Source organism: Atopobium sp., from assembly GCF_034113385.1.
Classification (GTDB): Bacteria; Actinomycetota; Coriobacteriia; order Coriobacteriales; family Atopobiaceae; genus Atopobium.
The window spans coordinates 1-23,762 of sequence record NZ_JAXEXL010000008.1; the positions used below are offsets into that span (position 1 = coordinate 1).

Annotated in this window: 19 protein-coding genes; 1 reads left to right on the forward strand and 18 read right to left on the reverse strand. The window is 49.6% G+C overall.

Annotated elements, in window-relative coordinates; genetic code table 11:
* The 14 genes from SPD80_RS01450 to rplM all read right to left on the reverse strand — a co-directional run.
* The coding region (locus tag SPD80_RS01450; RefSeq protein WP_320828149.1) for an amidohydrolase at nucleotides 1-1,548 on the reverse strand (1,548 nt) is incomplete at its 3' end.
* Between the two features lie 150 nt (nucleotides 1,549-1,698).
* Entirely contained in the window at nucleotides 1,699-2,487 is a 789-nt protein-coding gene (locus SPD80_RS01455) for an amino acid ABC transporter ATP-binding protein (protein ID WP_320828151.1), read from the reverse strand.
* Between the two features lie 5 nt (nucleotides 2,488-2,492).
* Nucleotides 2,493-3,845, reverse strand: coding sequence for an amino acid ABC transporter permease (locus tag SPD80_RS01460; RefSeq protein ID WP_320828152.1), 1,353 nt, complete (start codon nucleotides 3,843-3,845; stop codon nucleotides 2,493-2,495).
* Nucleotides 3,846-3,895: 50 nt separating this feature from the next.
* Complete coding sequence (locus SPD80_RS01465; RefSeq protein ID WP_320828153.1) at nucleotides 3,896-4,855, reverse strand: transporter substrate-binding domain-containing protein; 960 nt, start codon at nucleotides 4,853-4,855, stop codon at nucleotides 3,896-3,898.
* Between the two features lie 291 nt (nucleotides 4,856-5,146).
* Nucleotides 5,147-7,654 (reverse strand): tRNA (adenosine(37)-N6)-threonylcarbamoyltransferase complex transferase subunit TsaD, encoded by a 2,508-nt coding sequence (gene tsaD / locus SPD80_RS01470; protein WP_320828154.1) that lies wholly within the window; start codon nucleotides 7,652-7,654, stop codon nucleotides 5,147-5,149.
* Between the two features lie 9 nt (nucleotides 7,655-7,663).
* On the reverse strand, nucleotides 7,664-8,179 hold the full coding sequence (gene tsaE, locus SPD80_RS01475; RefSeq protein ID WP_320605801.1) for a tRNA (adenosine(37)-N6)-threonylcarbamoyltransferase complex ATPase subunit type 1 TsaE: 516 nt from the start codon (nucleotides 8,177-8,179) through the stop codon (nucleotides 7,664-7,666).
* The gene (locus SPD80_RS01480) at nucleotides 8,176-8,826 is read right to left on the reverse strand and encodes a uracil-DNA glycosylase (protein ID WP_320605839.1); all 651 of its coding nucleotides are present in this window, start codon (nucleotides 8,824-8,826) and stop codon (nucleotides 8,176-8,178) included. Before SPD80_RS01480 ends, tsaE begins: the two co-directional genes overlap by 4 nt.
* A gap of 54 nt (nucleotides 8,827-8,880) precedes the next feature.
* Nucleotides 8,881-10,047, reverse strand: coding sequence for an alanine racemase (alr, locus tag SPD80_RS01485; protein ID WP_320828156.1), 1,167 nt, complete (start codon nucleotides 10,045-10,047; stop codon nucleotides 8,881-8,883).
* Entirely contained in the window at nucleotides 10,031-11,689 is a 1,659-nt protein-coding gene (locus SPD80_RS01490; protein ID WP_320828157.1) for an NAD(P)H-hydrate dehydratase, read from the reverse strand. Before SPD80_RS01490 ends, alr begins: the two co-directional genes overlap by 17 nt.
* A 9-nt stretch (nucleotides 11,690-11,698) precedes the next feature.
* Nucleotides 11,699-12,280 (reverse strand): holo-ACP synthase, encoded by a 582-nt coding sequence (acpS, locus tag SPD80_RS01495; protein WP_320828159.1) that lies wholly within the window; start codon nucleotides 12,278-12,280, stop codon nucleotides 11,699-11,701.
* A gap of 18 nt (nucleotides 12,281-12,298) precedes the next feature.
* Nucleotides 12,299-14,146: a glutamine--fructose-6-phosphate transaminase (isomerizing) gene (gene glmS, locus SPD80_RS01500; protein WP_320828160.1), complete on the reverse strand. Its 1,848-nt coding sequence runs from the start codon at nucleotides 14,144-14,146 to the stop codon at nucleotides 12,299-12,301.
* Between the two features lie 33 nt (nucleotides 14,147-14,179).
* Nucleotides 14,180-15,517, reverse strand: a complete 1,338-nt coding sequence (gene glmM / locus SPD80_RS01505; protein WP_320828161.1) for a phosphoglucosamine mutase — start codon at nucleotides 15,515-15,517, stop codon at nucleotides 14,180-14,182.
* A gap of 99 nt (nucleotides 15,518-15,616) precedes the next feature.
* Nucleotides 15,617-16,012, reverse strand: a complete 396-nt coding sequence (rpsI, locus tag SPD80_RS01510) for a 30S ribosomal protein S9 (protein WP_320605813.1) — start codon at nucleotides 16,010-16,012, stop codon at nucleotides 15,617-15,619.
* A 3-nt stretch (nucleotides 16,013-16,015) separates the two neighbouring features.
* Nucleotides 16,016-16,456, reverse strand: coding sequence for a 50S ribosomal protein L13 (gene rplM / locus SPD80_RS01515; protein ID WP_320828163.1), 441 nt, complete (start codon nucleotides 16,454-16,456; stop codon nucleotides 16,016-16,018).
* Nucleotides 16,457-16,709: 253 nt separating this feature from the next.
* Here rplM and SPD80_RS01520 point away from each other — a divergent pair, with 253 nt between their 5' ends.
* Nucleotides 16,710-17,708, forward strand: coding sequence for a lipid II:glycine glycyltransferase FemX (locus tag SPD80_RS01520; protein WP_320828164.1), 999 nt, complete (start codon nucleotides 16,710-16,712; stop codon nucleotides 17,706-17,708).
* 18 nt (nucleotides 17,709-17,726) lie between these two features.
* On the opposite strand, the gene SPD80_RS01525 is transcribed toward SPD80_RS01520, so the two are convergent.
* The 4 genes from SPD80_RS01525 to SPD80_RS01540 form a co-directional block, all read right to left on the reverse strand.
* Entirely contained in the window at nucleotides 17,727-19,172 is a 1,446-nt protein-coding gene (locus SPD80_RS01525; RefSeq protein ID WP_320828165.1) for a Sapep family Mn(2+)-dependent dipeptidase, read from the reverse strand.
* A 1-nt stretch (nucleotide 19,173) separates the two neighbouring features.
* Nucleotides 19,174-20,904, reverse strand: coding sequence for an HTH domain-containing protein (locus tag SPD80_RS01530; RefSeq protein WP_320828166.1), 1,731 nt, complete (start codon nucleotides 20,902-20,904; stop codon nucleotides 19,174-19,176).
* A complete protein-coding gene (locus SPD80_RS01535; RefSeq protein WP_320828167.1) occupies nucleotides 20,901-22,184 on the reverse strand; it encodes a MalY/PatB family protein in 1,284 nt (427 codons plus the stop codon). Before SPD80_RS01535 ends, SPD80_RS01530 begins: the two co-directional genes overlap by 4 nt.
* 97 nt (nucleotides 22,185-22,281) lie before the next feature.
* A complete protein-coding gene (locus SPD80_RS01540) occupies nucleotides 22,282-23,724 on the reverse strand; it encodes a fructose-specific PTS transporter subunit EIIC (protein WP_320828168.1) in 1,443 nt (480 codons plus the stop codon).
* Between the last annotated feature and the right edge of the window lie 38 nt (nucleotides 23,725-23,762).

A 23,762-nucleotide genomic window follows, 5' to 3' on the forward strand; every position in this document is an offset into this window, starting at 1 on the left:
AAGCAAGTTAGTATCCCACACAACAAAATCTGCAAGCATGCCAGATTCCAGCGTGCCCAGCTCATGCGCGCGGCCTGTTGCTGCAGCACTGCCGTGTGTATATGCAGCCAACGCCTGAAGGCGCGTGAGCGAATGCTCAGGATACCAACCGCCCGTAGGCATATGCTCTCTTGGCGTTTTGCGCGTACAAGCGGTATACAGCACATCGCCAGAATGAGCTGGAACAACAGGAGCATCAGTTCCCAGCGCCAGAGTTACTCCAGCGGCTGCCATCTGTGCAAACGGCCACATACGAGAAGCGCGGTGCTCTCCTAAGTCATGTGCAGGCTGGACCAGATTGATGGTTACATGAGGCGGCTGCACGGAAGCCACCACTCCAGCACCAACAAAGCGCGGTATATCCTCAGGCACAATATCCTCTATATGTTCCATAGTGTTAACGCCCTGCAAAGGCATACCAAAGCGCTTACGAGCCTCCTCAAAAATAGAAAGTGCTTCAGATACCGCACGGTCTCCAATGGTGTGGATACGCACAGAATAGCCAGCTGCTGCAGCCTTAAGCACCAACGCGCGCATACGAGCAGCAGGCACGGTTGGACGACCCACATCCCCCTCAAAACGTGCATTGGCATACGGCTCTGAGCACCAGGCTGTGTGCTGGCTAGAAACGCCATCAAAAAACTGCTTAAAGCCAGGTGCACGCAACTGAGGGCCAGTCAATCGCTGCTGCAAAGTTTCCAAATACGAAAGGTCATCAGTAAGCGTGGGATACAAATGAGCGCGAACCGTCAACTTGCCCTCTGCTTGGAGCGCCTCATATACACCAGGATTGATGCCATCGGCGCCAGCTACTAAAGAAAGAGCCATATCACAGACGCTTGTAATACCTAAGGAGTTGAGAAGTGCAAAATAGTTGGCATATATTTCTTTAAGCTCATCCATACTAAAGCTGGATAAAATGCGCGCAACGTACACCATGCCTGCAGCCTCACGTAAAACACCCGTAAGGTGACCGTGTGCATCCCTATCAAAACTTCCACCTGCGGGAGACTCTGTTGCGTCCGTAATACCCAGTTCACGCATTCCGCAGCTGTTAAGCCACAAGGTATGCGCGTCACCAGAATAGAGCGCCACAGGTCTGTCAGGAAACGCCTCATCCAAAGAGGCGCAGGTGGGAATGGTACAGGGGGTCCACGCAGTTTCACGCCAACCATGGCTGACTAACCAGCCATTTCCGGGACGCAGAGCCGCACAGTGAACCATGTGTTCTACGCAGTCCTTCTCGCTTGCGCCTTGATACTCGCTTGCCAAGTTTGAGGGAAATAATGCTGCATGAAACACATGTTGGTGCGCATCATGAAAGCCTGGACATACAAACAAATCACCTGCATCAAAAGCATCTGGCTTACCTGCAAACTGAGCAAATGCTGCACGTGGCAAGACTTCAGACACGCGCCCCTTCTCTAGCACTAACGTTGCTGCCTCGTTGGGTTTATCGGCAGAAATAAACATGTGATTGGAAGAAATCACCCGAAGTTGTTGACCCATATCTGCTCCCAAAACTAGCTGTGAGATATACAGCTAACAAAACGTGCACGTGTAGACTGCTTTAGTCTAGCGCGTGCACGCAAACTTACTGGCACAACTGCACAATCAATCGGATAAAGAATCAAATTGCTGAGTTGTACGTATGGAGTTTTAAGCCTCTGCACCCGTGTCTTCTAAATACCGAGACAAAAACTCACGCGTACGACTGCACACAGGATTGGCAAACAGCTGAGCGGGAGCACCCATCTCTGCAATAACACCCTGGTCCATAAACACAACCTTGTCCGAGACATTCTTTGCAAAGTCCATCTCGTGCGTAACAACCACCATGGTCATGCCCTCAGTTGCAAGATTGCGCATGACGGTAAGAACCTCACCGACAATTTCTGGGTCAAGTGCACTCGTAGGCTCATCAAACAACATGAGTTCGGGCTCCATGCACAGCGCGCGTGCAATTGCCACACGCTGCTTTTGCCCGCCAGATAACGAGGCAACGGAAGCATAAGCAAAGTCCAACAGGCCTACGGATTCAAGATGCTTTTTTGCTACCTCTTCTGCCTGAGACTTTTTCATTTTCTTGAGCGCCGTGGGTGCGAGCGTGCAATTATCCAATACATTGAGATTGTTAAACAGGTTAAATCCCTGGAAGACCATGCCGATGCTCGAACGCAGCTTGTTAACATCTACATGCTGAGCTGCTAAATCGTGGCCATGGAACCATACATGGCCAGAATCTGGTGTCTCCAGTAAATTGATGCAACGAAGCAACGTAGACTTTCCCGAACCAGAGGCACCAATAATAGTTACAACCTCGCCAGGAAACACTTCAAAGTCGATAGTTTTAAGTACTTCATGCGAGCCAAAACTCTTGCGCAACCCCTCAATCTTAATAACAGGTTCTTGAGCAATGGGAGCTGTTGTAGAAGCAAATTCAGTCATGGTGCTTACCTTTTTGTCGAGGTGTTTGGGTGTGTAGCGTCAGCGCTATGAGCAGCATCGGTACTGACAGCCTGAGAAGCAGGTTTTGCAGCAGCCTGAGCAACCTTGTGTGGCTTGTGCACCGCAACCTTTGCAGGGTCTGCTTTAGCGCCAGCAACACCATGCGTATGCGTCATATCAGAGGTAGATAACACAGGGCCAGGCGATGCGACCTCAAGATGATGAGCCAACATGCTGAGCAACTTAGAAGCAATCATGGTCAAAATGAGATAGCACACCGTAGCCACTGCGTATACAGCAAGTTGGCGATAATAAATGCCCGCAACCGTAGTAGTAGCAAACATAAGGTCAAACACACCAATAACAGATAAAACCGAAGAGTCCTTGATGTTTACTACCAGCTCGTTAGACAGGGCAGGAATGGCGTTTTTGATGCCCTGAGGAAATACCACGCGCGTCATGGCCTGCCACTGAGACAGACCCAAAGAGCGAGCGGCTTCATTTTGGCCAGCATCTACTGCCTCGATTCCTCCTCGTAGGACCTCCATCATGTAAGCAGTAGAGTTAAGCGAAATAGTAACCAAACCAGCAATAAACGTACTCCAAATGGCACCAATCTCACCAGTAGACATGCCAGTAGAGCTCAACACGGCAAAGCCAGCAAAGTAAATGAGTAAGGATTGCACCATCATAGGAGTGCCACGTACCACGGCAGAATACAGCTTGGCAAAGCCCACTCCCACTACCTTAAGGAAGCGAACAAAGTCATTATCCGGCCGATCAATTTGTTGAATACGAACAAATACCAGCAAAATAGCCAGGAAAAAAGCGATAACGGTACCAAATACCGCCAACTCAATAGTGGTTACAATACCGCGCGCAAATATTGCGCGACCTTGAAATACCATGTATACCGCACTGGGCAAAAAGCCATCAGGATTTGTTTGTGCATTCAAGCTCGCTGCAACAATAGAGCCAAAGCCCATCACAATGCGGTCAAAAGCCAAAATGACGGTAAGCACAACAACCACATACGAAGCAATGCGTTCAATCTTCTTTGCTCGTGGCGAGACAAACCACGAGGTAGTAGCATAATCCTTCCAATGCAAGAGCTTGGCGATAAGTGCTGCAGCAGAAAAAACTACAAACGCAAACAGCGTGTAATACATACCAACTTCCAACGCATATACAGGCGCCAAAAAGCTCCACGTGCTGCGGACTTGGCTAGAAAGCCACATCCCTATGCACGCAATAACACTCGTACCCAACAACACATAGCGATGGTCAGATCGTATACCATGCATAAGCGCCCTAAACCTCGTATGCTGAGGCACAACGCCGCCTGATTGATTACTCATGGATTGCTCCTTATACAAACAAATGGTACAAAAGGCATGCTACCAGCACGTTATGCTGGCTGACGCTCTACGCACGCATCAAAGATTTTGCTGCGTTCATCATCGGAAACCTTAGAAAACGCCTCGTTAATTTTGGCAAGAATGGCATCTTGTCCTTTCTTAATGCCTGCATTACAAGGAACAGTTTCACTAAAGCCTTTACCCTCAGCAAACTGGATTGCTACCAAACCTTTGTTTGCACGCAGCAGGCCCTTGGTATTCTCGGTGTTGTAGGTAATGGCATCACAAGTACCCTGATTAAGTTGGGATAGCTGAGACGGAACGGAATCTACCGGTGTCAGATGGTTTACGTTAGGAATCTCATCAATAACAGTATCCAGCAGCGTATCCTTCTGCCCCAATACGGTGGCGCCATCAAAATCAGCTAAAGAGGTGGCGTTAACATACTTAGAATTGGCTTTTACCAGCAAACCAAATCCGCCCACAAAATACGGGTCGGAAAAATCTATGGCTTGGCGGCGTTCATCCGTAGCACTCATACCTGCCATAATAATGTCAATCTGACCATTGTTGAGAGAATCAATCAAGCCAGTAAATGACATCTTAACCGCAACAGCCTCCATACCCAAAGCAGCTGCAACCACTTTAGCAAGCTGTACGTCATAGCCATCCGCATAGGCGCCAGAAACATTCTGAATTGGAATAGTGGTATCAGATGCCTGCGTAGCCTGCCAATTATAGGGAGCATACGCTGCTTCCATACCAACACGTAAGGTTTTACCATCACCTAAAACGGTACTCGAAGTTTTGATGCCCTCATTGGCAGCTAAATCTACCGTACCTTCTGGAGCAGGGCCACAAGCTGTTAAAACAGATATACCTGCCATACTCAAAACTGAGATGCCAGAAAGTTTAAGGAAGTCACGTCGCGAAAACTGTACCCGCCGAGGCTTGGCTGTCATATTTGAATGAGCGCTTTGTGGTGCTTCTCCACATGTAAATAAGGTCATGTTGGTTCCTTCTTTCCAGCAGTTTTGAGTGACCCCTTCCGCACATACAACCGGAGGGGACCCATTCCCCTCCCCCTTGCAACTTAATGCGTGAAAGTTCCATGTGCTATAGCACCAGTCTAGTCTTATGTTGGAACTCAATCGCACATTTTTTTAGAAAGAAACAGCATTGACATAAAAGCGACTGCGGATATTTGTATCCTCAGTCGCACTTTATTGAATATCGTATGCAATTTTATGCACTTTAATTCTTACAAGTTAGCCTGAGCAAAAAGCCCACCGTACAAAAATCTACTGCTTCCATCGTTGTACAACAGGCGTTACCAAGCTGGACCAGGTGCCTAAAGCAGCATTCGGATCTGCGTCCAATGTAAGATCTGCAAACTGTCCCGCATAAAAATTGCGTAACGCTGCTGCTGCAATCATCGCGCCATTATCGCCACAAACAGCTAGAGGAGGAACGGTCACACGCACGCCACGCTTACCGAATTTGTGCTGGTATTCTGCACGAAGCGCAGGATTTGCCGCAACGCCACCACCTACGCAAAACTCAGAAACACCCGTCTGCTCTACTGCAGCAAGAGCCTTTGCCACCTGTACATCAATAACCGCGGCTTCAAACGAAGCTGCGAGGTCTGGAAGGTTAATGGGATTGCCTGCTTTATTCTGGTTCTCAATATAGGTTATAACCGATGTCTTGAGTCCAGACAGAGAAAACCGGTAATCATGACTGTGCATCATGGCACGCGGAAAATGTATAGCCTTCTTGTTGCCCGAAGCCGCAAGCTTGCTTATAACGGGACCACCCGGGTAACCCAAACCAAGCGCTTTAGCCACCTTATCAAAAGCCTCGCCCACCGCATCGTCAATGGTGGTGCCCAAAATATGATAGTCACCCCACGCACGAACGTGAACCAGCATAGTATTACCACCAGAAACCAGACTTGCCACAAAGGGTGGCTCTAAATCAGGCGTCTCAAATAGATTGGCAAGCAAATGACCTTCGAGGTGATGCACGGCAATCAAAGGCAGCTGCGCGCCAGCACACACTCCCTTAGCAAAAGCAACGCCTACCACCAATGCCCCAACAAGACCAGGACCTGCAGTTACGCCAACAGCAGACAGATCAGATGGCTCCAACGTATCACACCCAAAATGCTCGCCTGCCTGCGCCATAACCTCCTCAAATACGCCCACAATTGCTTCAACGTGCTTGCGAGAAGCAATCTCTGGAACTACCCCACCAAAGCGTGCATGAAAATCAATAGAGGTTGCCACAACATTGGCACAAATGTGTCCCTGCGAATCCATAATAGCCATGGCAGTCTCATCACATGAGGACTCAATGGCCAAGATAAGATTGCCTGCTTGCGCAAGTGCCTGCTTGGCTTGCTCAGAGCGCGCCTGCGCCACAATGGGCCAGGGCCGGATAGATGCCTGCGGCTCAGGTGCAACTTCACCTGCCACCGCATCTATCGATAAAGGCAGCGTAGCACGCATAATATGTGCTGCATTGCCAGGGCCATAATAGTTGGGACGCACACCTTCTTGCACAAATCCCATGCTTACATACAGTGCCAGCGCAGCCGTATTGTGCTCATATACCTCAAGAGAAATGCTCTGTGCATTAAGCATTTGTGCATCATAGGCAAGGCGTGCAATCAAACGAGACGCAATCTTTTCTCGGCGACGATGAGGTGCCACGTCTACCGTTGCAATCTCCATGTCATCGCCTACCAGCATGCCACCGGCAACACCAATAATTTGATCCATGTCATGAGCAACCCACCAGCTGCGACCTTCTGCAGAGAGCTCCTCTTCAAACATGGTGCGCGTCCACGGCTTATGTACAGAATCATGAAAACAAAGGGCATCAAGCGCAGCCACTTGGTCTATGTCATTGATGCTCATAGGGCGCAGCTGTAAATGCATACCTGCAAGTACATCTGCGGTGCCCGTAAGAGCAACACTGGCAGGCACCTGCATCCCTAAACGTTTGCGCTCATTTTCTTCTGCGTCAGATAGACGCGTATACACCGGCAGCACTAACGCTGGGTCTCCAGCAGCACGATCTTTCACAGCATCAGGCGCGGTATATGCAAGTAACAAACCTTCACTCGTAGGACGCCACAGCTCTTCCGGCAAAATGGAAGTAAAGCCCGCCTGTTCAAACTGAGCTCGGTGTTTTACTAAGCCATCGCCACAAACTGTAAGCTCTGGGGCCTCAGGTAAAGCACTCCATTGTTCCACACAAAGCGCTGCTTTACGTACAACTTCTGTGCCAAACAAACGATGGGCACCTGTATCATCCAGCTGGTATATGCCAGGATATACCTCACTACGCATGGCATCTGCCACAACACCTAGTTTGCCACGCACACCAGACTTCCAAGCAGTCCAAGCAACGCCATCGAGTGTAGAGCCTCCCCACAAGGCAGTACCCGCACCGCACGCAAGCCCTTTTGCCGTAGCAATACCAATACGTACGCCTGTAAACGACCCAGGGCCACGACCTACCAGCACGCTATCCACATCTGCCATGCTAAGATTTGCATCTGCAAGTGCCTGTTGTACCGTACTTACCAGCTCTACGTTTGCTTGTCGGCGACACAGGTGGTCGCGGTTAGAAAGCATCTGTACTGCACCAGAAGGTTTCTTCATAGGGGATACTATTGCAGAACTAGTATCATAATTAGCGTCACAATCGGCTGCCTCACCTACGGCAGCTACGCCGCAAACCAGCATGTCAGAAGACGTATCAAGCGCAAGAACAACCCTGCGACCATCTACCAATGCCATATAAAACCTCTACTTAATTGTGCTAGCTAGCTGCGCCACAATGGATTGTGCGCGCGTGCCTTTTGGTTTAAAGCTAATAAGCCGTGCTGGCTCTTGGCCATCTACTGCTTGTTTATCTAACCTGGTGAGAAACACATCAAGGCGCTCATCTCCCAGTTCGTCAGAGAACTGTTCGCCCCACTCTATAACGCAGGGGCCATCACTTTCTAATGCATCCCACACCCCCGCATCGCCGAGCTCTTCTGGATCAGACAAGCGATACAGGTCAAAATGGTACAGTGGCAGATTGATGCCGCGATACCTCATCTGAATCGTAAACGTAGGGCTGGTTACATCATCTGTAACACCCATGCCTTGTGCAATACCCTTAGTCAGTTGGGTCTTTCCTGCACCAAGGTCACCCGTGAGCACCACCACATCTCCAGCTTGCAGCAAACAACCTAGCCGTGCTCCCAACTCTCGCGTTTGCTCAAAGCTTGCAGACTCATAGGTCTTCTCGTCAAGCTTAGTTGGAAGGTGGGTCATGCCTGCTCCTTATGAGAATCTATATGGCTGCTTGCATGTGTATCCTGGCGGGGATTTTGTTGAAGCCACGCCCCCACACGACGTAAGTCTTCCTCTAACAGTGGCTGCCAGTCTCTGTGGTAAATAGTTGCCGCTGGATGGAACGTGGGACAAACAACAAAATGACCCTGCTGATACAACTGCCCGCGCAGCGCAGTAACGCCTTTTTCTGTTTTGAGTACCCACTGCGAAGCAAAATTGCCAAGACACACGATAACATCAGGCCAAATGGAACGAACTTGCTCACGCAAATAGGGTGAGCACGCTTGGATTTCATCATAGCGTGGATTGCGATTTGAGGGTGGCCGACACTTAAGCACGTTGGCGATAAAAATCTCTTCTCGGGTAAGACCTGCACAACTTAACAGAGCATCAAGCTTGTGGCCTGCGGCGCCAATGAAGGGCTTACCGCCTAAATCCTCATTACGACCAGGAGCCTCGCCAATAAACATCACGCGGGCATGTGGATTACCATCCCCAAACACAATGTTGGTGCGCGTATCACACAGTGTGCACTTACGACAATCTTGCATGAGCGCTGCAAGTTCATCGAGTGAAACCTCGCCCGGTTTTGGATGTGGGTGCCCCGGAATCTCCATGGCGTACATAGTCCCTTCAGCATCCGCCAGTGACGGACGTTCTCTTTGTACTCTGGCCATACGCTATACATACACTTTCTGCAGGCGCATACCAAAATTGCAGGTAACTTCATAGTTAATAGTGTCACGTATACGAGCATGGTCTTCTGCTGTAATGATTTGCTCGCCGTCAGTACCCAAAATGGTTACTACATCCCCCACCTCAACAGGCGTGTTTGGTTTATAGCTCCGACCATTTACATCCACCGCAAACATACACTGATCCATGCAAATACGACCAACTTGCTTACAGCGCTGGCCACGCACCAATACATCCATGTTGTTGGAAAGATTGCGAGAAAGACCATCGGCATACCCAATAGGTATTGTGGCAATTTGAATATTCTGTTTTGGAATACGATAGGTCAAACCATAACTGACGCCATCACCCACCGCAGGGTAACACGTATGCGTAACACGTGCACGCACACTCATAACAGGCTTAAGATCCATGGTACCTACCGTGGTAGCAGCGGGATGCATGCCATACAAACCAACGCCTACACGGCACATCATATGTTGCGTTTCTTTATGCAGCATAGTTGCAGGGGTATTATTGCAGTGCACAATACCGTAAGACAATCCTGCTTCATCTAAGGAACTGACTGCATCCATAAAGCGCTTATATTGCAGCTCAAAGTCCCAACCTGTTGGCTCATCCGCCGTAGCAAAGTGTGTAAAAATACCCGCACACTCAAGTCCCGCATGAAACTCTACATTACGACGAAACTCCAGCACATCAAGGGGGCGCAAGCCAATACGACTCATACCTGTATCTACAGCAATATGATAGCGAGCTATCTTACCAGCAAGCGCCGCGCTTTCACCCAATGCATAGGCAAAGGCTTCGGTATACACCGAGGGCATAATATCGTACTCAATAAGCGTAGGGATAGCTTCTACGGGTGGCTCTGAAAGCAGCAAAATTGGCTCGACAATACCGCCGCGACGCAGCTCAACACCCTCATCCACCGTAGCTATTGCAAGCTGGTCTGCTCCAGCAGCAGACATAATTTTTGCGCAGGGCACTGCACCATGACCATAGGCGTCAGCTTTGACTACACACATCATTTTAGTACCACGTGCAAGTTGAGCTTTAAAGGCACGGGTGTTATAGCGCAAAGCCGCTTGATCAATCTCTACCCACGACCAGCGTGTATCGGGGCAAACCCTACTATGCAATCCGGTCATCTCCCCCAGTAGCTATCTGCTCATCAAGATTAAAATCCATGCCTTCAGGCATAGCCGCCTGCGTTTCCAATTGATCAGTTGCTAAGCCCAAGCTATCGATAAGATCAGACGCCATGACACCGCGACTACCAAAGCGAGTTTCTGCCATACCTGCAGCAATACCATGAATCTCACAAGCTAGTGCGCAAAGCAAAGGTAGTTGAGTTCCTGCTGGCTTGTTTTGTGCAAGCTGAGCTGCAATAATGCCACCCAACACATCACCTGAACCCGCTGTTGCCAACGATGCAGGACCAGGCTTAGGTAGTACAGCAGACTCTACTCCCACGCAAGCAGTAGCGCTACCTTTTGCAACAATCGTAAGGTCAGAACCGCCGTCAGACCAAACAATACGACGAGAAGCCTCAAGTGCAGAGGTAAGTGAGTCTGGTGGTGTATCGGGCAATCCCATAAGACGACCAAGCTCACGGCGGTGTGGAGTAAGTACCAAGGTAGCTTGACGACGGATAAGCTCAGGGTAATTATCCAAACGGTTCTCCGTAAGGCGTGCAAGACAATTGAGGGCATCTGCATCTATGACTAAAGGAGTTTTGGTAGACAATAAACCAGAGCACAAAGATACCGTAGCTGCTGTAACGCGGATGCCAGGACCAAGCAAAACGGAATTGACACGACCAGCAAGCTTAACAATAATGTCTACCGCATCCTCAGAAAACGTTCCAGACTCCGCATCATAAGGACAGGGCACAACAGGAATCTCTACTAACTGTGCCTGAACAATTGCCGCAATACATGCAGGAACTGCCAAAGTCACATACCCAGCGCCGCTTCGCGCAGCAGCACGTGCCGCCAAAATTGCTGCACCAGGATAGCGCGTAGAACCCGCCACAACCAAGACACTACCGCGCGTATATTTATCAACAGCACTTGTACGATTGGCAATAACATCCATGTAGTCACTGGTCTCTACACGCCACGCTACGGGATCGGCCTTTAAAACAAGCTCCTCGGTTTTATCGTCAAGTGGGGCAATAACAATGGCACCACAAGCATCACGGCCTTCATCTGCCAAAAGACCTGGCTTAAGCGCCAGCATGGTTACCGTAATATCCGCATATACGCAAGAGCCAGCAGCATGACCCGTTTGCGCGGATAAACCACTGGGTACATCCACAGATACTACGGGAATGCCGCTCATGTTAATAGCGTCAATCCAAATATCAAAAGGAGCAGAAGGAGCGCCATGAAACCCGGTGCCCAACATGGCATCTAAGCAGGCATCATGTTCAAACAAAAGCTCGTCAAGCTCGGCGCGCGGTGGTGCCACCTTTACAGAAACACCTGCTGCGACAGCGCTACGCGCTGCTACCAAAGCTAAATCAGAACGCAAGGCCTCTGGCGCAACGGGACATACCACCGTAACGCCAAAGCCCATCTTGAGAAGGTCTTCTGCTGCAACCCAGCCATCGCCGCCATTGTTGCCCATACCAACAAAGATAAGAGCAGAATGCACATCATCCATGTGAGAGACTTCCGCCGCCGCAGCTGCACCGGCACGATGCATAAGCTCAGAGACGCTCACGCCTGCACGATTGAGGCTATTCTCGACACGCTTAATGTCCTCGACATTAAGAACTGGTTGCATGGACTATCACTACTCCTCAAAAACATGATTGGAAGACCCAATCATTGAATCAATGGTAAGGTTGCGAGGTTGCTCTTGCTTGAGCTGTACCGCTGGTTCCATGGCAGAAATTTGCACGCGTTCCAGCTCATCTATGACAGAACGGGCCTCTTTAAACGAAGCTGCAAGCTGTGCTTTGCCGTCGGGCTTCTCGTCCTTTTTGGGGCGAACTTGATCCGTTACCGCAACCGCATTGGCTACCGCAAGCTCATGAGTAAACGATAGCGAAAGTGCAATCTCAAGTACACCGTTTGTTTGTGCAATTTCTTGCGCCTTGCCACGCAAAACAGCCACTGGCTTGCCATGCGCATCATGTGCCACGCTCACATCAGACAAGCCAATGCCTTGCGAGAAGCCCGTCCCTAACGCCTTAAGCACTGCCTCACGTGCAGCAAAACGGCAGGCGTAGTGCTGAGCAGGGCGTGCCTTAGCGTTGCAATACGCTTGCTCCTCGGGCGTAAAGACGCGCGACGCAAGATGGGGCCGACGCACAAGCGCCTGTTCCATACGGGCAATCTCAAAAATATCTACCCCAACACCGGCTAATGCCATAGCTGTGCCACCTCTGCCCTACTCAACCGTAACCGATTTAGCTAAGTTGCGAGGCTTATCTACATCACAATTACGCGCTAGTGCCACATGACGTGCGAGCATTTGCAAATGGACAACTGCCACAATAGGAACGAAGAACTCTTCATTCATAGGCGGAATCCACAGCACGTGATGGCACAGTGCAGCCACATCGGTGTCACCGTCTGTAGCTACGGCAATACAGGTAGCTCCACGAGCGATAACTTCCTCAATGTTGGAAACGGTCTTATCGTGTACGCGGTCACGCGGTACAAGCGCCACAACGGGAAAGCCCTTCTCAAGAAGTGCAATGGGACCATGCTTCATTTCTCCTGCAGCATAAGCCTCGGCATGCAAATAGCTAATCTCTTTGAGCTTGAGTGCGCCCTCCGCAGCCGTCGTAGCATTAACGCCGCGACCCAAAAACAGACTGGATTGAGCCTGAGCAAAGGCACTTGATACAACCTTGTCTTGCCAACCGCGTTTGAGCACTTCACGGATTTGATCGGGCAACTTAGTAAGCTCAGTAAACTTGTCCTGCACCTGCTTATAGCTCATAGCGCCATTGTGATGTGCCACGTACAAAGCAAGTAAAATGGCAGCAACCATTTGAGCGGTATACGCCTTAGTAGAACAGACGCACACTTCAGGACCTGCCTGAATATACAAAACACCATCGCTTTCACGCGCGGCAGTGGAACCAATCACATTGGTAATGGCAAATACACGCGCGCCCAACCCACGCATCTTGCGAGCAGCAGATAAGGTATCAGCAGTTTCTCCAGACTGAGAAATGATGACACAAAGTGTATGGTCTGTTACAAGAACATCCTGGTAAATAAACTCAGATGCCGTTTCTACCACAACGGGCACTTGAGCCCATGCCTCAATAACGGTGCGTGCAATAAGGCCTACGTGGTAGCTTGTGCCACAGGCAATAACATAAATACGATCAATAGCAGCAATATCCTCGTTTGTCATCTTAAGTTCGTCTAATTTAATGCCATCGGAGGTTAAACGATCACGTAAAAGACGCTCAAGCGCTTCGGGCTGCTCGGCAATTTCTTTTGCCATAAAGTCTGGATAACCACCCAGTGTAGCTGCGGATGCTTCCCAATCAACAGCATATTTGTTGGGTTTTGAAACCAGCGAACCCTCAGAAGTAATAACGTTAACGCTACCGTTCTTGGACAGGCGAGCCAGCTGGTTATCATCAAGTTGAATAACCTCAGAAGCCTTGCCAGCCAAGGCAGACACGTCAGACGCCGCATAAACACCATCAGGTGCCTGAGCAATAATCAAGGGTGACCTGTTGCGCGCAACCACTAGTTCATTGGGGGTATCTGCACACAAAACGGCCAGTGCCCATGAGCCTTCCAGACGACTTGTTGCAATGCGTACAGCTTCTAGCAAGTCCCCCTTAGCAGGACCGGCCAACGACTCACTTACCAAATGAGCTACTACCTCAGAATCTGTATCGGATGCAAAACTATGTCCCGCAACAAGCAGTTCCTCTTTAAGTGCGCGGTAATTCTCGATAATACCATTGTGCACAATGGCTACACGGCCCGAGCAATCCAGATGAGGATGAGAGTTTTTATCTGATGGAGCACCATGAGTTGCCCAACGCGTATGAGCAATACCACTGGTACCCAGCAAGTTTGCCGTTGAGCAACGCTGTGCCAACACGGACACGCGTCCGGCGCACTTTACCCCGTGTAGGCCGCCATCATTGGATAGTACCTCTACACCTGCTGAATCATACCCACGATATTCAAGAGCAGCCAGGCCTTGCAATAAGAAAGGCGCTGCCTGTTTAGTTCCAATGTAACCAACAATTCCGCACATAGCTGTCCTAACGGTTGCGCTTAAAAAACGTGCCTAAGCCTTAAAGGGTTCCAAAGCTGCAATAACAATGGCATTTGCATCACGACAGAGCTTCTCGTCCGGTGCTTCTGCCAACACTCGAACTAAAGGCTCGGTACCCGATGCGCGCACCAATACGCGGCCATTGCCCTTGAGGAACTTCTCGGCAGCGTCCACCGCAGCCTTAACCTTGGGAGATTCCATGGCAGCTTGCTTGTCTGTAACGCGAATGTTGTCCAACTGCTGTGGATAGAGCGAAACAGGACGAACCAGTTCCGACAAGGTCTCGCGCTCTGCACGAATAACTTCCATCACACGAAGGCTTGTCATGATGCCATCCCCGGTGTTTTCTATGTCACCAAAAATGACATGACCAGATTGCTCGCCACCAAGGGAGTAGCCGTTGGCACGCATGCATGCAAAGACGTTTTTATCGCCTACGTCAGTCTTCTCATACGCAACCTTGGCAACATCCAATGCCTTAAAGAGTCCAAAATTAGACATAACGGTGGGAACAACAGTACCCGCAGCCAGACGTCCGTGCTTATTAAGATACTTGGCACACACGTACAAGATGAGGTCACCATCTACTACACGACCACGATCGTCCACAGCAATACAACGGTCAGCATCTCCATCGTAAGCAAAGCCCACATCCAAGCCCTGCTCTACAACATGGCGTTGCAGCACCTCAATATGGGTGGAACCAGCATCTACATTGATATTAAAGCCATTGGGTGAATTATTAATCACGCGCACATCCGCGCCCAAAGCATCAAATACCGGTTTGGCTACACTCGAGGCAGAGCCATTTGCGCAATCCAAGCCAACTTTAACACCCTGAAGAGAAAAGTTTGCGCTTGCAATAAGATGAGCAATGTAACGGTTGCGACCCTGCATATAGTCCACGGTACAGCCAATTGCATTACCCGTGGCTAAAGGAACCTCAAACTTGTTATCAATATAGTCCTCAACCTGCTGTAAGACGTCTTCTTCCATCTTATAGCCATCATTATTTACCAGCTTAATGCCATTATCAGTATACGGATTATGACTGGCGGTAATCATAACGCCACAGTCAAAATTACCATCTACCACCTCATAGCTTACGCCAGGCGTAGGGATAACATGCAGCATGTAGGCGTCAGCACCTGAGGCAACCAAGCCCGCGATAAGAGCAGATTCAAACATGTAACTGGAGCGACGCGTATCCTTACCAATAAGAATGCGAGCCTTACGCTCCTGTTTAGCACCATAATACCAACCAATAAAACGACCAATTTGGTAGGCATGATCTACCGTAAGGCTTTCATTGGCCTTACCTCTAAATCCATCAGTCCCGAAATACTTCATTGTGTCTCCCGTTCTTTCGGCTTGTACTATGGTAACCCAACGAAAAAGGGGCTCGCCACTAGGACGAACCCCTTTGGAGAATCTGAAATAAATAACAGATTAACGCTTGGAGAACTGAGGACGCTTACGAGCCTTCTTCAGACCATACTTCTTACGCTCAACAGCACGTGCGTCACGAGTAAGGAAGCCAGCCTTCTTGAGCTCGGGGCGATACTCACCAGCGTTCAAAAGAGCGCGAGCAATACCCAAGCGAAGAGCGCCAGACTGACCGTTGATGCCGCCGCCATCGCAAAGAGCGATAACGTCAAAGGCATTGACGGTATCAGTGACCTTAAAGGGTGCAAGTGCGTTGTCTACGAGCTGCTGACGACCAAAGTAAGCCAGAGCCTCGCGACCATTAATGGTAACCTTGCCGGTGCCGGGAACGAGGCGTACGCGAGCGACAGCCTCCTTACGACGGCCGGTGCCGGTGTATACAGCGGTGTTATCAGCCATCGGTTATGCCTCCAAATCAATCTTGGTAGGGTTCTGGGCGGTGTGGGGGTGCTCGGAACCAGCGTATACGTGAAGCTTACGATACTGCTGAGCACCAAGGCGGGTCTTGGGAAGCATACCCTTGATTGCATGCTCTACTACACGCTCAGGGTGCTTCTCCATAGCCTCCTTAAAGGACTCGGTCTTAAGGCCACCAAGGAAACCAGAATAGCGCCAGTAAGACTTGTGCTCTGCCTTAACGCCAGTAAGAACTACCTTGTCAGCATTGATGACTACTACAAAATCGCCAGTGTCAGTATGAGGGGTGTACTGAGGCTTGTTCTTGCCGCGCAGGATCATTGCAACCTGAGTAGCAAGACGGCCCAAGGTAGCACCCTCAGCGTCAACGAGCACCCAATTGCGCTCGACTTCGCCGGCCTTGGCGTAATGAGTCGACTTGTTCACTTGACTCCTCCAACATACGGATACGTAGCTGCTCCTGGACGAACAGCTGCTGCTAATTCTTTTACAGAGGTTACGGGGCTCTACAAAAATAGCTTTAAAAGTATACACCACACAAAAATAAAGGTCACGTCCTAGATTTGGTTTCTCGTTTAAACACGCAACAATCACGTAATTTTCACGCAAAGGAGCTGTCAGGCTGTTGCTGGAGGCATGCTCGCTATAATAAAGCCGCTTAATACGTATAAGGAGCAGCATGATTACACTTAAGAACGTAAACGTAAACGAGCTAGAATCCGCAGCTCAAAGCTGTGATTTTATACTTCCTATAGAACAAACTGCCGTGTGGGCAAGCTATCAGGCAACCATTGAGGGGCGCAAGCCTTGGGGTTGCTTTATCATCCAGCAGGACGAGAAACCCCTTGCTTTTATTTCTCTTATCGATTTTGAAACGCATGGCTATCATTACGTACGCTCTATGCATGGTCCCGCATGGCTTGAGCATCCCACCCAAGAACTAGAAACGCAGGTGTTACAAGCCTTAGCAACACAGCTTAAGCAAGCCGATAAAAACCTTGTCTTTATGCGCGTAGACACGTGGTATGACAATCTGGCGGTTCCTGTTTTGAGCACCGTTCCCTACAATCAAACCGTCATCATCTCTTTAGAGGGTGGCTATGAAGAGATTCTAAAACGCATGAAGACTCGTGGTCGCCGCGATGTTCGCAAAGCAATGCGCGAGTGCCCTGCAACATGCATGGACGAGACAGAGCGAGCGTATAACGACTTTAGTGAATACTACGAGGTGATGGTGGACACGGGCAAGCGCGATGGTTTTGTCCCCGCTCCTTTGTCTGACTACACCGATATGCTGGGAGCTTTAGGCAAGGATCACTGCCGCGTATTTGCAGCGCGCGTAGACGAGCGCGTGGTTGGCTGGTCCATTATTACTATGCACGGCCCCGTTGCCGTGCGCTATTACGCAGCCATGCGCTCCGATGCCATGCATATGTTCGTTACCGATAGACTTTTGTATGCGGAATGCTGCATGCTGTATGACTTGGGCGTTACCCACTATGATCTTATGGGCATTGGCAATGACTTTGCCCCTTCACTCAAGGGTCTTAATGTATTCAAAACCAAATTTAGCACCGAGATTATTCCTGTTGCAGCAGGTAGAGACATTCCTTTGCGTCCTGTTTATTACAAGGCGCTCACCACAGCCAAGAAACTTCGCAAGGTCTTAAAGCATTAGACGCACACTAGACACGCGCTAAGCACCTAGTAGCAAGCGCGCAAGTGCCGTAATGTAAATTGCGAGTGCTCGCTTGAGGGAAGATTCTAATACTGCCTCTTGAGGACCATGAATGGTACCCACCCACTCAGGCTGGTGAGGGTCTGGCTCTTCCTCGGGACCAAACGCCACAGCATAGGGAAAATGCTTTGCATACGTTCCGCCACCCAAAGTGACAGGCTTTTTGTGCTGACCCGCCCACTCTGCATAGCTATCGAGAAGTATTTGAAGCTCGGGACTTTGTGGGTCAACGTAGAGATACTTACCACGACGAATCTCTTCATATGCTAGACCATGCTGAGCACAGACCTTTTGCAGTTCTGCACAAATGGCATCAGGCGTAGTAGATTTGGGATAGCGACAATCCACTGTTTGAACTAACTTACCATCACGGGTATACATGACACCACTCACAATGGTAAGCGGGTCAAATATATCATCCGTAGCGTCTACACCCAACAACGAGCCATCCCATGCTCCATGCATACGCTGCTGGAACTCCAGCCAGCGCTTCTCGGCAGGAGTATAGATGCCATGTTCCAACAGATAGGTTGTCAAAATCCCAAGAGCACTCTTTGTGCCTTCAGGCATGGCGGCATGACCACCAACGCCTTCTGCAAACAGCCGCACATAGCCATTATCCTCAGGGACATATGAAATGTTTTTCGCGGCAGGAAGCTCACTGGGCGTAGCACGTACAACTGCCGTTGCATGAGCAGCCACTGCGTTGCGCACCGTACCAGCTTCAACCAAGACAATGCGTCCATCTGCTTGCAGTGGAAATGAAATGAGCGCATTATACGAGCCCTTCTCGCCACACACTACGGGCCAGGAGGAATCAGGCGTAAACAAAAAATCGGGTGCCGAGAACTTAGACTGATAGTAGCGCGCATCTGCCATGCCCGTTTCTTCATTGCCACCCAAAAGCACGCGCAAGTTATGGAACGGCGCAAATTCTGGCTGTGTAAAGAAATGCGCTGCCCATAGCGTAAGGATTGCAGGGCCTTTATCGTCCAAAACGCCGCGCCCAACCAAATAACCTTCTTTGCGCTGGACAACAAAGGGGTTACTCTCCCACCCTGGTCCAGCAGGAACAACATCAAGATGTGCAATGGTGGCAATATGCTTGCGCTTATCGCTCTTACTGGGTGCATCCGAGCGTAGACACGATGCAGGCACATCAGCAAACGCAAGGTAGCCATCGCAGGGGTGTGCTTCAAGGCCTAGGCGCGTCGCAATTTCCATACCGCAGCAAAGTGCCTGATCAACAGGGTCACCAAAAGGCTTCTGAGCAGATGCCGTAGACGGGTCTTCTATACTGGGAATGGCAACAAGTTGGGCAATGTCTGCCACAATCTGTTCCCAATGCGTATGCACAAACGCCTCAACTTGCTCGTGTGTTGGCAGCTGTGGATGCTGATTCATATTATTTCTCCAGGCCAAGTAAGTTCATGAGCTGCAAATAGCTTATGTTTGGAGCACTCAAAGTCTGAGTAGAAAGCATGGAATACACGTACGAGAAAATCGTGTTCTTGTCATCCTGATGCTTGCTTGCAAACACCACCAAAATAAGATTGATGTCCTCATCTTGGGTATGCACTGTTGTTGTGGGGCAAATTGCAAACAGCCTAAAGTTGTTAGATGGTACGTTGGTAACGCAGTGTGGAACAGCCACGCCATTAAACGCCAAGCGCTCTCCTTGTAGTTCACGAGCCAATGTAGCAGCAGCTTCTTCTTTGTTCATACGTCCGCGCTGGATAAACACATCCAAACCCTTGGACAAAACCTCCTCATACGTTAAACAATCCGCTGGTAGCGCTACGTACTGTTCTTGTGGCAACATAGTTGTAAGAGATTTTTTATATGACGTATACAGCACGCTGCGCTGTAGTAAAGCCAAGTCCTTATCGCGCAAAATGCCACGAGTAACCAAATCCCAGGGCAACTCGTCTACCTCAGAACCACAACAGGCTTCATCTCTAATAAGAAGATCAAAACTCTGCGTTTGATACTTCTTAATAGCAGAAGATGCATCATCAGCCAACACGATAGTGGCATCATTCATGGCCTGCTCAAGCAAGGCTCGATTGACAGACTCAAGCGACTTGCGAGCACTTAAAAGTAAAATAGATGTGGGCGTTGCATCAGAGCGCGCTGCCGTACCAATCACATAGAGCGCGCATAGTTCTGGCTCGAGCAGCAGCCCTGGATGCATAAGCTCTACGCGCGAACAATAAATACGCGCAAAATCAAATTCAAAAGGATGTGCAATACGCAGCTCTTCAATCTGGGAACGAAACTCATCATCCATGATGGTTGGAAACAGTGCTGCACGAGCTATATGCGCAAAAATAAGATTGGGTAAATTGGCACTCATCCCCTGAACGCCGTGCTGATTGAGCATATCTGCTGCAAGTCCCATAAGTTCGTAGCGTTTTAAGACAAGCCACGCATAGGTTTGCTGTTTCTCGGCAATAAACGCACGCAGGGCCTCACGATAAGAACTGGTAGAAGCAGCCGTCCTTTGCACAAAGCACGCCGTTGCAATAGAAGCATTAACCTGTATATTTACCTGCGTGGCAGTGAGCCAAGGCTCCAATTTAGTACGATACTCTTCCACTTCTGGTATTAAAGAACCCAACGCAGTAAGGCCTGCATTTGCCAGCAGCTCTACTTCACTTTTGATAGCTTTATTTTGCGCGCAAAGAGCAGCAAGCAAGTCTACCGGACCAAGTTTGTAAAATACCATGTTCAGACCGCGGCCTGCTTGCGAGGTAATATGCAAAATGTCTCGATATCGCATATTAATTGCATCTATTGACTTCCGAACCGTACCTACAGGCAATGACGTGAGGTCAGACAACTCACCCACTGTTACAGAAGGCAAAGTTACCAGAACGAGTAAAACCTCAGTAACCTCGTCGTACGTGTTTTGCACCAAGGCATCCAGCGCACGCACTGAATCTATACGCAAGCTGTAATTAAGCCCTGATTCAATCTGGCCCGCATTGCAAGATTCCAAAAGTGCATTCAGACGCAGGATATCACGCAGTACCGTACGGCGAGAAACGCCAAGGGCATCGGCCAGTTGCCTGCCTGTTGCTGGCCCTTCTCGTAAGAGATGAATCAGTTGCTTTTCTCGACCATTTAATCTCATACGCTTTGCACGCCCTTGTATAGCCCCTCGAGCCCCTGCTCAAGTTTGGATTGAGGGCACGCAACGCACATGCGCATAAAGCGGTCATCTCCATAGGTAGCACCACTCATAATGCCCACATGACCATAGGTTACGCACGCCTGTTGCAGCCGAGAAGAACTTACATGCAACCCAGAAATATCCATCCACGCCAGGTAGGTACCCTGAGGGATTTCAAACTTGATTTGCGGGATAGTGCTACTCAGAAAATCCTTAATGAGCTGCATATTAGAGCGTGTATGAGCCACCAAGCCATCGACATAATAATCACAGCTCGTATAGGCTGCCATCTGCGCGTGCATGCCCATAATGCTCACGCTTGACAAGGCATTGCGCTGCTTGAGCTCCACCAAGAACTCTTCACGCGTTTTTGATTCTGGAATAAACACGTAAGAACCAATCAGCCCAGCCGTATTAAACGTTTTAGAGCTAGAGCAGGCAAGCGCCACACCTGTAGTTGTAATCTCCGTAAGGGGCGTGTACGGCACATCTCCCAAAATGATGTCACGATGGATGTCGTCAGAAATAATAAACGTATTGGTCTGCTGGGCAATATCTACAATGTCTGCAAGCTCCTGGTAAGAAAACACTTTGCCTGTGGGATTGTGCGGATTAGTAAGAAGCAGAACTTTTGCCTGGGGTTTCTCGCAAGCTACGCGCAGCTCATTGAGGTTAAGCGAAGCGCTCTCATGCGCGGCAGGCAGGTACACCGGAAGGATGTCTCGACCGTTTGCCTGAATTGCTCCATAAAAGCCGTCATACAGCGGGGTAAACGTAACAACCGCGTCCCCCGGATTGGACATCATACGAATAAGGGTTGCCACTGAATAGATGACACTAGGGCTATACACAATCCAATCTGGATCTACCTCGGCACCAGAGCGCCTACTAAACCACTGCACAATAGGCTGCTTAAAGTCAGAATGGTTCCAGCGCGTGTAGCCAAAGACAGGATGAGACAAACGCTGCTGCAGCGCTGTAACTATAGGAGATGGCACCTCAAAATCAGCATCAGAAATGGAAAAGGGCACAACGTCATTGGTGCCAAAACGATCCGCAATGTAATCCCACTGCGTGCTATAGCTGCCATGGCGATTGATAACAGCATCAAAATCGTAAGTTGGTACATTCTGCTGCGTGTGCATGGCAAGACCCTTTCGATACACGTATGTCCAACCTGAGTGCGGCTCTAGTGTGCCCGGCATGCGCTTTGTGGTACGCATGCGCTTTGTGGTACGCATGCGTCTAGTCATTATTAATTTTAATAATGACTAGACGGCTCCCATAACAAAACGCACCTGTGGGGAGTATGCCACAGGTGCGCGTATCACAAACTGCTTAAGCGTTATCCTTTTGAGCGCGTTTCTTCATCCACGCAGACTTGAAGATAATAATAAACGCAACGTTAAGGGCAAGGCCCGCAAAGAATACGAAGTAGTACTGTGGTGCAGGAGTAATAAGACCAAGCAGCGGGTCAAACACACCAATGCCCGGAGCTATACGCTTGATACCCAACGCCATAGACAGAGCACCCGCAATACCACCAGCCAAAACGTTGGCAGAAATCATAGGAAGTGGAGCTGCCAAAGCGTAAGGAATTGCAGGCTCTGTAGCGGTGGTAGCGCCAACGATCAAGGCAGGCCATGCGGCGTCACGCTCTGCCTCGGTAAACAAAGCGGGCTTAATCCAAGTGGCAATAGCTGCAGCAACAGGAGGAAGCAGTGTTACTACGCCAACAATGCCATACCACTCGTATACGCCAGAGGCTACCAACGAGAAGGAGAAGAACCACGCTGCCTTATTAACAGGACCGCCCATATCAAAGGCAAGCATGGCGCCCACAAGAAATGCGGCAAACAAACGTGCACTTTCGGGCACACTCTGAAGCATGGTTACCAGGCCGTTCATCATGCCAGCGGCAAGGGGACCCAGTACGTAATAGGTCAAAATGCCAAAGATAAGCAGAGCCGTAAAAGGAATAATCAAGAAGCCCATGAGACCTTGCATATTCTTGGGCAGCTTAATTCCCTTCATGGCCTTAGCGTAATAGCCTATGAGCAAACCAATAGCAACCGCACCAATAAAGCCTGCATTTGCAGGAGTGCCCAACAAATCAGAACGATTTGCCAAATACGAGCAGATAAATGCTGGTGCTAAAGCGGGCTTACCACCAATAGACTGGGCAATGTAACCACCCATAACAGGAACCATAAACGAGAAACCTAAGCCACCAATGGTATTGAGTACCCATGCCAAAGAAGCAACGGTACCAGCCTCCACATTGGGCTCTACATTAGGAGCGCCAAACTGAGCCATAATGGAGCCAATGGCCATAAGCAAGCCGCCACCAATAACAAACGGTAAAGCAGCGGATACACCAGCCATGAGGTGGGACATAAGACCACTTACGGATGACTCTTTGGCGGTACGCCCGCCTAGATCTACAGCAGTGGCACGATACAGGTGAGCTTGTGTCTCTAGGTTGGACATAATAAAATCCATATCCTTAAGCGCCTTAGACACAGATACTTCTACAAGCTTTTTCCCATCAAAGCGAATGCGGTCATCGTCCGTCATGCCCTTACCAAGCGCAAGAATGACGTAATCGGCAGCCTTAATTTGCTCTGTAGTAAGAGCGTTCTCAATGCCATTTGCACCCTGCGTCTCGACATACACCTCGTACCCTGCAGCCTCGCCCTTTGTCTTAATTGCCTCTGCAACCATATAGGTATGGGCAATACCTGCGGGACAATTGGTTACTGCAACAATTGACTTAGACATAGGCCCTCCTTTCATTGCCTCTCATTGCATGTATGGCT